The organism is Streptomyces enissocaesilis (assembly GCF_039533765.1).
Classification (GTDB): Bacteria; Actinomycetota; Actinomycetes; order Streptomycetales; family Streptomycetaceae; genus Streptomyces; species Streptomyces enissocaesilis.
On sequence record NZ_BAAAUD010000058.1, the window covers coordinates 26723 to 37279 of the forward strand.

Sequence of the window (10557 nt, forward strand, 5' to 3'; positions counted from 1 at the left end):
AGGGTGCGGCAGCCCCGCTCACCCCATGGCAGGGCAACGGCACGTCACAGATGAGGAGGGCAAGGTGCACACCCGTCACATGTCCGTCGTCGACGGCATCGAACGCGCGGTACGGGAGTTCCCGGACGGCGACGCGTTGCGGACCGCGGACCGGGCCGTCAGCTACCAGGAGTTCGGTGAGCTCACCGATGACTTCGCACGCCGACTGGCCGTGCGTACGGAACCCGGCGAGTTCATCGGCATCGAGAGCTGCCGTGACATCGGCGCGGTCGTCGCCATGGTCGGGGCGCTGAAGGCGCGGCGCCCGTTCGTCGTCATCGACGAACGGGACAGCCGGGCTTCCAACACCGACAAGGTCCGGCTGCTCGGTCTCCGTCTGCTGGCCACCACGTCCTCGCCCGGCGGGCACGTGGATCTCACCGAGGTGCGGCCGCAGTGGCTGCCCGCCGACCGCGCGCCCGGCGACGAGTGGCGGCCGCCGCGCGGACTGCCGTCCACCGACGGAGACCTCGGTTACGCGATCACCACCTCGGGCTCCACCGGGAAGCCCAAGTGCGTCCTGGTGCGCGCGGCCCCGCTCGCCCCGGTCATCCGCGACCACGTGGACCGGCTCTCGGTCGGCCCGGATTCCAGGACGCTCCAGTTCGCCCGCCTGACCTTCGACGGATGCCTCACCGAAATCCTCTGGACGCTGACCGCGGGTGCATGCCTGGTCGTCCTCGACGAGAGTCACCTGGCACCGGGAGTGATCCTGCGGGACACCCTGGAGCGATTCCGGATCACGCACCTCAAGACGACGCCGTTCGCTCTGACGGCAACCGAGCCCACCGCCGCGATGAGCTTGGAGCACGTGGTCAACGGGGGCGGCCCGTGCCGGCTCTCGGTGATCCGGAAATGGTCGGCTGTGGCGAGCTTCCACAACGCCTACGGGCTCACCGAGACCACCGTCTGCAACCTCCTCAGTGACCCGCTCGACCCGGACGAGTGCCGGGACTCGGTGCCACTGGGCACCCGGGTGGGCGACTGCGCGTACCACATCCGCCACGTGGACGCGGTGGAGGGCGCGACCGCGGCCACCGACGGCGGGGCCGAGCGCGGTGAGCTGGTCATCACCGGCGACAGCGTGGCGCTCGGTTACCTCACCGAGCACGGCGTGCAGTCCTTCCGGCAGACTGACGACGCCGGCGTCTACCGCACGGGCGACATCGTCGAACACCGCGACGGCCGACTGCACTTCGTCGAACGGCTGGACCGGCAGGTCAAGGTCCGCGGTTACCGGCTGGACCCCGGCGAGATCGAGAACGCGGTGTGCCGGCTCGACACCGTCCGGGACGCGGTGGTGATGGCCGAGGCCCACGACGGCGCGGACGCCGACGACTTGGACGTACTGGTCTGCTACTACCAGGGCGAACCCGACCCCCGGACCGTACGCCGGCACCTGGAAGGCCTCCTGGACCCCTACAAGATCCCCTCGGTGCTCGACCACGTCGAGTCGTTCCCCTACACACCCAACGGGAAGGTCGACCGCGACGCTCTGCGGGTCGGCCGCCGCAGGCTCGCCGCCGAGGACGCCCCGCCCTCCTCGCCGGACCTGCGGTTGCTGCACCTCGTACGCACCCTCACCGGGGTCGACGACGTGCAGTTGGAAGACAACTTCTTCGAGGTCGGGGGTGACTCCGCGTCGGCCGTCGTCCTCGTCAACGAGATGCGGGGGCTCGGCTGGGTGGACGCCGGCATACGGGACGTGCTGCGGGCGGAGAACCTGCGGGTCCTCGTCGGCCAGCTGCAGGAACGGAGCGTGTAGCGCGATGTGCGGTCTGTGCGGAACCTTCGCGCCGGACGGGACCCTGGACCGGGCCGTCGCCGCGACCATGCACTCCCGGCTCACCCACCGGGGACCTGACGAGAGTTATTCACTGAGCACACCCACGCTGTCGATGAAACTCGGCCGTCTCGGCATGACCGCGCTGCGGGACGGGTGGCAGCCGGCCGAGGACTCCAGCGGCCGCTTCGTTGCCATGACCAACGGGGAAATATACAACTGGGCCGAACTGCGCGCGCGTCTCGGACAGCACGGGCCCGCGAACCGGCTCGACGTGGCGGTCGTCCCGGAGCTGTTCGCACGCTACGGGCCCGCCGGCCTCGAACTCGTCGACGGGCAGTTCGCGACCGCCATCTATGACCGGACCAGGGACACTCTGCACCTGGGACGCGACCGGTGGGGGATCTGCCCGATGTTCTACACGACCATCGGCACGCACGTGCACTTCTCCTCCGAACTCAAGCCACTGGTGACGTCCGTTCCGAACTCCTGGCGGCTGGACCTCGGCGCGGTCGACCAGTACCTGTCGCTCGGCAACGTCGTCGCGCCGCGGACCCTGGTACGCGATGTCCACGCCGTTCCGCCGGGGTGCGTGGTCCGGTTCGGCGACGGTGCCCCCCGGACCGTGCGCTACTGGCGCTACGGGCAGTTCGAGGAGGCGGACCGGCCCGGGACGGCCGAGCACGTACGCGACACGCTGCGGGGCGCGGTCCGCGACCGCCTGTGCGCCGACGTCGAGATCGGCGCCTACCTCAGTGGCGGGTTCGACTCCTCCACCCTCGTGATGGAGGCGACCCGCGTCCTGGAGAAGCCTCCGAAGACCTTCTCGGTGCTCTTCGAGGACGCCGCCCTGGACGAGGGGCGTTTCCAGCGCGAGGTCTCGGAGGCGGTGGGCAGCGAACACCGGCGGATCCTCTGCAGCCCCGCCGACATCGCCACCGGATTCGACGCCATGGTGCGCCACTGCTGCTACCCGCAGCGCGAGACGTACAACGTCGCGGCGCTCATGCTCTCGGACGAGGTGCGCCAAGCCGGGCTCAAGGGCGTGATCTCCGGCGAGGGCGCCGACGAGCTCTTCTTCGGCTACGACTCCTACGTCTTCGACGCCGCGCGCAGGAAGCCGCGCGGCAGCCGCAGTGAGAACGAACAGGCCTGGGGCAGAGCCGACTTCGACTGGGAGGTCGACTGGGACAGACTGGCCCGCCGGCGACGCCTGTGCCTGACGCCCACGGCCCTGGACGCCCTGTCCGGCAACGAGTTCTGGCGGGAGAGGCTGATCCCCTTCACCGATCAGGAAGCCGCCGGGCTCACCCCGATGCAGCTGCGGTCGATTGCCGACGTGTACGTGCAACTGAGTGGCCACCTCCTCGGGGACCACGGCGACGCGATGCTCATGGCCAACTCCGTGGAGGGCCGCTACCCGTTCCTCGGCAACGACGTGGTGTCACTGGCGCTGCGCACCGGGGACGACGAGAAGGTCGCGGACTTCGAGGGCAAGGCGTCTTTGAAGGCGGCCTACGCGGACCTCGTCCCGCAGTCGGTGCTGCGGCGGGCGAAGCAGGGGTTCACGGCGTACGGCCTGGACGCGATGGCGGACGAGCGGAGGCTGTCGGACTGGAAAGGCCTCGTCGAGGCCAGCGGGGTCTTCCTGCCGGACTCCCTCGACGCGCTGGCCGCCGATCCCACACCGGACAAGTGGGACGTCCGCCTGAGCGTGATCAGTATCAGTACGGTGATCGACGAGTTGGGGTTACGACCATGAAGGATGCCTGGGACGACCTGATCCGCGCGGAGCGATGGCGCTCACGGGACACCGTGTGGGTGGAGAACGACTCCGAGTACAGCTGGGCGCAGGTCGGAGAACTGGCCGCCGCTGTCGAGCAGGCGATCTCGGAGCACGGCGCCGCCCGGGTGGTGAGGATCCGGTCCGGTACGAAACTGGGCAGTTTCGCCGCGCAGCTGGGGGTTTGGCGGGCAGGGTGTCTCGCCGTGACCGATGACGGTGACCTCGGACCCGACGAACTCGGCCGCGTCCGGCCCGACCTCACCGTGACGGTCCGCGTCGGCTCGCCCCCCGCGGTCGAGCGGGAGCAGTGGTCCTCCGGAGGGCTGCCGGACGACCGTATTCCCGAGGAGGTCGTCGCGGTCAGCTTCACCTCCGGCAGCACCGGCAGCCGCAAGGCCGTGGCGGTCACCCGCGGCAACCTGCTGGCACTGTTCGCCTGCCGCGGCCTGGACGTACCGGTGAACGGAGCACCGACCGCGGGCAGTTTCGCCACACCGGCCTACGACGGCTGGTGGTTCGACACCTGGCGGACGGTGGCGACGGGCGGGAAGGTCGTTTGCCTGCCGCACGTGAACGAGGACGTGTTCGCGTGGCCGGAACTCACCAAGCGGTACGGCATCGACCGGGTGCTCCTGCCGGCCGCCGTCGTCGCCACCCTCGTCGATGCCGTACCCGAGTGCGTCGCCGGCATCCCGTGGGTGTTCAGCGGCGGCGAGCAGTTCCGGGCGGCCACCTTCAGGCAGGCCCGGGATGCCGGTCTGGTCAACCGCTTCGTCAACCTGTACGGCCCGGCCGAGGCGACGTTCGCCACCCACCGGTACGACGTGCCCGAGGAGTTCGCCGCCGCGGCGATACCGATCGGCACGCCGCTGGACGGATGCCGGCAGACCCTGGACGAGACGGAGGGGCACTCCGACGACACACGCCACCTCGTGGTCACCGGCCCCCTCGTCTGCGCCGGCTACATCGACGACGGCGTCCTCGCCCACCGGTTCCCCGTCCAGGACGGATACGCGTCCTACCGGACGGGCGACATGGTGCGCGTGGACGGCGACGGCAACCTCGTGTTCGCCGGCCGGCTCGACAGCGAGATCAAGGTGAACGGGATGCGCGTCGACGCGGCGGCACTGGAGCACCGGGTGGCGGACATGCCGGACGTCCTCGACTGCCGGGTGGCCCAGGACGAGCACAGCACGGTCGCCTTCGTGCGCACCGGGGCCGGAGCCTCGACGGACCCGGCCGCCCGGTCGCGGTTCGAATCGGTCGTCAGGACGTTCTCGCCCGCGATCAGGCTCCATCTGGTGGACACGTTCCCGACGAAAACCGGCGGAAAGATCGACTTCTCCTCCCTGATGGACCAACACCACATGACAGAGAAGGTCGGAAAGAAATGACGGACATCTCACCAGACGCAATCATCGAGTGCCTGCGGAAAGTCTTGAACCGCGATCTGACGCAGGACAGCGACATCTTCGACGCCGGCGTCGACTCGTTGGCCGTGCTGCGGTGCCGGGCACTGCTGAAGGAACGGACTGGCGTCAAGGTGCCGGGGCACGTCTTCTTCGAGGGACGCACGCCCGCGCGCATCGCCGACCTGATGGGAGCCCGGCATGCTGGTGGTTGAGGACAGCCCTCTGTACTCGGCGGAGTTCTTCGCCGACGGCGACCCGTGGGCCTACCTGGCCGACCTTCGGGAGAACCATCCGGTGTCGGTCCACCGCAGGGCCGACGGCTACGAGTTCTACGCGCTGACGCGCTACGCCGATGTGTACGCGGCCTATGTCGACCATCACCGACTGAGCTCGTCCTACGGCACGATGATCGACGGCTCCTACCGCCCGGAGAAGGACTCCGCCTCCGGCCGCATGCTCATCGTGGCCGACCAGCCGGAGCACGCGGCCCTCCGCAAGCCGGTCAAGAGCAGCGGGTTCAGCCGGGAGATGCTGGGGAAGGCCGGCCGAACGGTGCGCCGGAACATCCGCGGGGCTCTCGACCGGCTGTCGGTGGGAGACCGGGTCGACTTCAGCAAGGCCGTCGCGCCGGAGCTGCCGAAGGGGGTGCTCGAAGTCCTCTTCGGTATCGCCCCGCAGGACGCCGGCGCCCTCCTGGAGGCGACACGGACGATGATCGGCTACCGCGACGAGGCCTACGTCGGCAGCTCCCCCCTCGACGCTCTCGTCGACGCGCAGCTGGAGGTCCTCGAGTTCATCGACGACCTGATCAGCCGGCGTATCAGCTCGGGGTCGTCCGACGACATGATCGGTTTCCTGGCCCAGCTCGTCGCGGCCGATCAGATGCCGCGCGACGTCGCGTTGCTGAACGGGCTGAACGTCGCGGTCGGCGGCAACGAGACCACCCCGCACACGGCGAGTCTGACCGTGGAGACCATCCACCACGAGCGTGCCCAGTGGCAGAAGGTGGTGGCCGGTGACGTGCCCTTCGACGTTGCCACCCAGGAGTTCCTGCGATGGACCTCCACCAACAGCTACGTGCAGCGCCTCACGGTGGAGGAGTTCCCCGTAGGCGACCACGTCATCCCGGCCAACAGCTTCGTCACGCTGTGGAACATGTCGGCGAACCGGGACGCCGCCGTCTTCGACCGTCCCGACGCGTTCGTGATCGACCGTCCCGACAACAAGCAGCTGGCCTTCGGCGCGGGCGTGCACCGCTGCATAGGCGCACCGGTGGCGTCGCTCGAGATACAGACGTTCCTGGAGGAACTGGCTGCCTGGGACAAGGCGTTCGTGGTGGTGGACCGGCCCCAGCGGTTGCACTCCAACTTCATGCTCGGGCTGACCGAGTTGCAGGTCGAGGTGGTCGACGCCAAGGACGTCGGCGCATGAGGGGACCGACCGACGGCAGGGATCTGGTCGTCTCCTTCCCCGCGGCCGGCGCCGGCGGCACCACGCTGGAGCAAGGGGAGAAGGTCGCCGCCCGGCGCGGCGCGGCCTACCTCGCCCTGCCGAACCCGGCCACCGCGGAGGCCCTGGCGTCGGGGCAGTGGCAGGCGCACTGCGTCGAGGAGCTGGGGCGTGCCGCGGACCAGGCGTCCGCCGGCCGCGCCATACTGATCGGGCACTCCATGGGAGGGCTGTCCGCGATTCGGATGTACGACGGCCTCGCGGCGCGGCTCGCCCTGCCGATCGCCCTGCTGATCATCAACACCCCGTGCCCGGACTCCTTAGGACGTATACCGACGATGTCACAGTTATCGGATGCCGAGATCGCAGCGATCCTGGCGCACGACGGATTTCCGCGGGACCTGCTCGACGACGAGGACATGCTGGTGGAGATCGCGGACCGCCTGCGGAAGGACGCGGCCGTCGCCGACCGCCTCGCCGAGCGGGTCAGCACCACCGGCCCCCTCGACGCCCTGCACGTGCTCTCCACCCGCGGAGACATGTTCATCCCCCTGGAGCGGTGTGCCGCCTGGCGTCACCGCGTGTCGGGGGAATTCCACCTGACGATCACGGACGGCGGGCACGCGATCGACGAGTCGCTGACCGGAGTCCTCGAACGCGCTGTCGACTCGGCCCTGGCCGGCGCGCAGGCGGGAGCGGTGTGAGCGTTCTGCAGAAGTCGCTGGGCAGTGTCGTGGGCACGTTCCTGGCGCTGGCCACGATCCTGGGCAGCGGCATGATGATCCTGCCCGGCACCAGCTATCACCAACTGGGCACGTCCGCCTGGATGCCGTGGGCCATCGCGGCTGTGTCGGTCATCCCGCTGCTGTACTGCTACGCGTGGCTCGGCCGGCGCCACCCCTCGGCGTCCGGGGTCGCCCACTACTCGGAGGTCGCCTTCACCCCGACGGCCGGGCGCGCCGCCGGACTGATGGCGACGCTCGCGCTGGTCACCGGCATCCCGGCAACCGCCATCACCGGCGGGCGTTACGTCGCCGAGTTCTCCGGGGTGCCCGGCCTCGCCTGGGCGTTCCCGATCGTGGTGCTCGCCGGTGCCACCGCCGTCGCGTGCGCGGGCGCCAACGTCTCGGGCAAGCTCCAGGTGGCCCTGATACTCGGCCTGTTCGTCCTGGTCACCTGTACCGCGCTGGTCGCGCTGGGCAAACACGGCGTGCAGCCGCCCAGTGCCGACGTCCCCGAGTTCGGCACGCTGGGGGTGGTGCTCACCGCCGTCTTCGTCGCGTTCACCGGCTGGGAGACGGTGGCCTTCACCTTCGAGGAGCACAAGCGCCCGGACGCCATCCCGCGCATCTTCGCGGCCTCCTACGTGATCGTGGTGGCCCTGTACGCGCTGCTGCTGCTGAGCCTGTTCGTGGCCGTCGACCCGGGCGACAAGGCGCTGGACTCCGCCCCCCTGCTCATCCTCGCGGAGCGGTCGCTCGGAGACCTGGGCCGTCCGGTCACGCTGTTCCTGGTCGTCGCCGCCATCACGGCGAACGTCTTCGCTTCGGTCCTGGCGCTGTCGCGCCTGGTGTTCGGCCTGGCGCGCAGCGGATACCTGCCCGCCCGGCTGACACGGATGCGCGAGCGGGACGGCAACCCGGTGACGTCCGTGCTCGCCGTCGGATCGGTCCTGGCGGTGATCGCGGTCCTGGGAGGGACCGATCTCATCTCGTTCGAGCTCCTGTTCATCCTCTCCGGCGGCATCTACTTCGTCCTGTACGGAGTCGGCGCGGCCGCGTTCGCGAGGCTGGCCCGGGGCACCGGGGCGCGTGTCGTCAGCGCGCTGTGCGCCGTCACGGTACTCTGCGTGACCCTTCTGGCAGGAACGCCCATGTGGCTGTGCTGGGCCCTGTACGCCGTCCTGCTGCTGGGCATCGCAGGGCTCGGCCGCCGAGCGCGGGAGACCGGACGCGAGCGCGTGAAGACCTGAACGAGCGAAGACCCGAACGAGCAATGCCAGGAAGGCGCACACGTCATGGAGACAGTGATGAACGACGGCAACCGCTCCACCGTGTTCTTCCCCGGCGCCGGGTCCTTCGGCGGTGAGCTCCGGCCGCTGGCGGAGGCGCTGGGGCCCACGTCCTGGCTCGTCTGTTACCCAGGCCGTTTCGGACGGGACTTCGGAACTCCGGCCGCGTCGTTCGACGCGGTCGTCCGGTCGTGCGTCGAGCAGATCGCCGAACGGCCGGGGCCGTGCCCAGTGTTGTTCGGGCACAGCTACGGAGCCTACGTGGCCTACGCGGCGGTGCCGGCCCTGCACGAAGCCGGCATCGACGTCTCGGCGCTGGTGGTGGCCGGCGCCCCGGCGCCCGGCCTGCTGCGAGTGCCGCAGCAGGCCTCCCACTCGCCCTCGGCGGCGGCCGAGTACCTCGACCGCATCGACCCCGGAGTGCTGGCCGACGCCCCGTCGGAGGAGTGGCGGGGCGTCGTGGCCGAGACGACGGCACACGACCTGCGCCTGCTCGGTGAGTTCACCCCCACCGGAACCAGCCGCGTCCGCTGTCCGGTCCTGGCCGTACGCGGCGACGCCGATCCGCTGACATCGGACACCGCGGTCGCCGAGTGGAGCAGTTCGACGGAGGACGCCTTCTCCCGGCGGACGTTTCCCGGTGGGCACTCCGACTTCCTCCGTTCACCGGGGTGCGCGTCGTGGCTCCGCGAGATCCGGGACGGCCTCACTCACTGAACCAGCCGTCGGACAGGGCAGGCCGGGCAGGCGCTCGGCTTCCGCGGTGACCACAGCTCCGCCACGAACGTGCCTGCCCCCGCGCCCCTGACCGGCAGGAGCCTCCCTGGCTCACAGGGGACTGAGGTGGACCTTGATGTGCTTGCCGCCCGCCACCTCGGTGACCTGAAGGTCGTGACACAGGGCCTGGACGATCTCCAGGCCGTGCTGACCGATCCGTCCCGCATCAGGGGCCCGGGGCGCCGGCAGGGCGGGCGAGGTGTCGGACACCGTGATCGCCAGCTCCCCGGGCCGCAGCTCCAGCAGCAGTGACACCGTCCCAAGGGCGTACTTCACCGCGTTCGTCACCAGTTCCGAGACCACCAGCCGCGCCCGCTCCACCAGATCCTCACTCACCGCGACGCCTATGCGCCGGGCGCGGGTGAGGAAGGAGGTGAGGAAGTCCCGGGCGGCGGCAACACTGGGGCTGCCTCCCTCGTACGCGGCTCCCGCCCGTATGACGTCGTGGTCCATCAGCGCTCGTTCCCGTCTGCGGCCACAGCACCGGCCGCGCGTCTCTCATGCCGTTCGGTCACCCGAGCGGGTCACCCCATCTTGGCCAACCACACTTCGCAGGCACACAACAGTGCGGGACTTCCACCGCATGTCCCAAGATTCTCCCTCCACCCGGCAGACCTTTGAGGTCAAGCCCGATCAAGGCCGCCGCCCCGGAACCTCCCGGCGCTGCTCCGTGTGCGGATTCACCGCACTCGGCGACCGGGACGGCACTTCAACGACCTGGCGGTACGGCTGGCGCAGGTGGGCCGAGAACGCGGGCGAGGGCGGCAACGACGGGGGCGGGGTGTCCCGCATCCCCTCCCGTACCGCCTCCCGGTCAGGCCGGCCCCCTCGCCTCCACCGCCGTCGAACAGCGAGGGAACCGGGCACGCTCGGGTGCGCCTCCCGGAGCACACCCGGGTGTACGCCGGCACCCGTCATCCGCCACCCGCCAGGTGGAGTCGGCCTGCCCGGCAGGGGAGACCGGAAGTGCCGGGTTCATCCGCTGCGGTGGGGCAGGATGTGGGAATGGGTCGTGTTCCTCGAAGTGGTGCGGCGGGGTGTCCGAACGGGTTGTGGCGTCAGGTCTCGTCCGTGCTGACCTGCCCGGGCCCGTACCGGAGAACGCCGGGCCGCCGCCGCAGATGTGCGGCGCACCGCGTCCGAGGGGTTCTCGTTCCTGCTCGACACCGGACAGGTCCGGCTGCTCTGCGGGAGCGCCGGGCGGCTTGACACGAGAAAAGGGAGTCTGCGTGACCACCTACGTCATTTCCATCCCGGGCACGTTCCTGCGCGAAGTCACCGGGGCCCAGCGGACCGCTGT

At 70.1% G+C, this 10557-nt stretch carries 9 protein-coding genes; 8 read left to right on the plus strand and 1 reads right to left on the minus strand.

All coding sequences use genetic code 11. The features are described from left to right. Window positions 1-64 precede the first annotated feature (64 nt). Genes ABD374_RS29935 through ABD374_RS29970 form a run of 8 tightly spaced genes read left to right on the plus strand, consistent with a single transcriptional unit; the run spans window position 65 to window position 9197 of the window. Window positions 65-1804 carry a non-ribosomal peptide synthetase gene (locus ABD374_RS29935; protein WP_344499479.1) on the plus strand — a complete coding sequence of 580 codons (1740 nt, stop codon included), beginning with the start codon at window positions 65-67 and terminating at the stop codon, window positions 1802-1804. A gap of 4 nt (window positions 1805-1808) precedes the next feature. Further along, complete coding sequence (gene asnB, locus ABD374_RS29940) at window positions 1809-3584, plus strand: asparagine synthase (glutamine-hydrolyzing) (RefSeq protein ID WP_344499481.1); 1776 nt, start codon at window positions 1809-1811, stop codon at window positions 3582-3584. Further along, window positions 3581-5002: an AMP-binding protein gene (locus tag ABD374_RS29945; RefSeq protein WP_344499483.1), complete on the plus strand. Its 1422-nt coding sequence runs from the start codon at window positions 3581-3583 to the stop codon at window positions 5000-5002. Before asnB ends, ABD374_RS29945 begins: the two co-directional genes overlap by 4 nt. Beyond that, complete coding sequence (locus tag ABD374_RS29950) at window positions 4999-5232, plus strand: acyl carrier protein (protein ID WP_344499485.1); 234 nt, start codon at window positions 4999-5001, stop codon at window positions 5230-5232. The genes ABD374_RS29945 and ABD374_RS29950 overlap by 4 nt, the downstream gene beginning before the upstream one ends. Then, the gene (locus ABD374_RS29955) at window positions 5219-6451 is read left to right on the plus strand and encodes a cytochrome P450 (protein ID WP_344499487.1); all 1233 of its coding nucleotides are present in this window, start codon (window positions 5219-5221) and stop codon (window positions 6449-6451) included. Before ABD374_RS29950 ends, ABD374_RS29955 begins: the two co-directional genes overlap by 14 nt. Then, the gene (locus ABD374_RS29960) at window positions 6448-7173 is read left to right on the plus strand and encodes a thioesterase II family protein (protein ID WP_344499489.1); all 726 of its coding nucleotides are present in this window, start codon (window positions 6448-6450) and stop codon (window positions 7171-7173) included. Before ABD374_RS29955 ends, ABD374_RS29960 begins: the two co-directional genes overlap by 4 nt. Further along, the gene (locus ABD374_RS29965) at window positions 7170-8441 is read left to right on the plus strand and encodes an APC family permease (protein ID WP_344499491.1); all 1272 of its coding nucleotides are present in this window, start codon (window positions 7170-7172) and stop codon (window positions 8439-8441) included. The genes ABD374_RS29960 and ABD374_RS29965 overlap by 4 nt, the downstream gene beginning before the upstream one ends. Window positions 8442-8486: 45 nt before the next feature. Further along, window positions 8487-9197 carry a thioesterase II family protein gene (locus tag ABD374_RS29970; RefSeq protein WP_344499493.1) on the plus strand — a complete coding sequence of 237 codons (711 nt, stop codon included), beginning with the start codon at window positions 8487-8489 and terminating at the stop codon, window positions 9195-9197. 111 nt (window positions 9198-9308) lie between these two features. On the opposite strand, the gene ABD374_RS29975 is transcribed toward ABD374_RS29970, so the two are convergent. Then, window positions 9309-9710, minus strand: a complete 402-nt coding sequence (locus ABD374_RS29975; protein WP_344499495.1) for an ATP-binding protein — start codon at window positions 9708-9710, stop codon at window positions 9309-9311. Window positions 9711-10557: the final 847 nt, after the last annotated feature.

Coding starts and splice junctions, on each gene's coding strand:
- ABD374_RS29945 (WP_344499483.1), top strand. CDS start 3,581: ATGAAGGATGCCTGGGACGACCTGATCCGCGCGGAGCGATGGCGCTCA.
- ABD374_RS29955 (WP_344499487.1), top strand. CDS start 5,219: ATGCTGGTGGTTGAGGACAGCCCTCTGTACTCGGCGGAGTTCTTCGCC.
- ABD374_RS29960 (WP_344499489.1), top strand. CDS start 6,448: ATGAGGGGACCGACCGACGGCAGGGATCTGGTCGTCTCCTTCCCCGCG.
- ABD374_RS29970 (WP_344499493.1), top strand. CDS start 8,487: ATGGAGACAGTGATGAACGACGGCAACCGCTCCACCGTGTTCTTCCCC.
- ABD374_RS29950 (WP_344499485.1), top strand. CDS start 4,999: ATGACGGACATCTCACCAGACGCAATCATCGAGTGCCTGCGGAAAGTC.
- ABD374_RS29975 (WP_344499495.1), bottom strand. CDS start 9,710: ATGGACCACGACGTCATACGGGCGGGAGCCGCGTACGAGGGAGGCAGC.
- asnB (WP_344499481.1), top strand. CDS start 1,809: ATGTGCGGTCTGTGCGGAACCTTCGCGCCGGACGGGACCCTGGACCGG.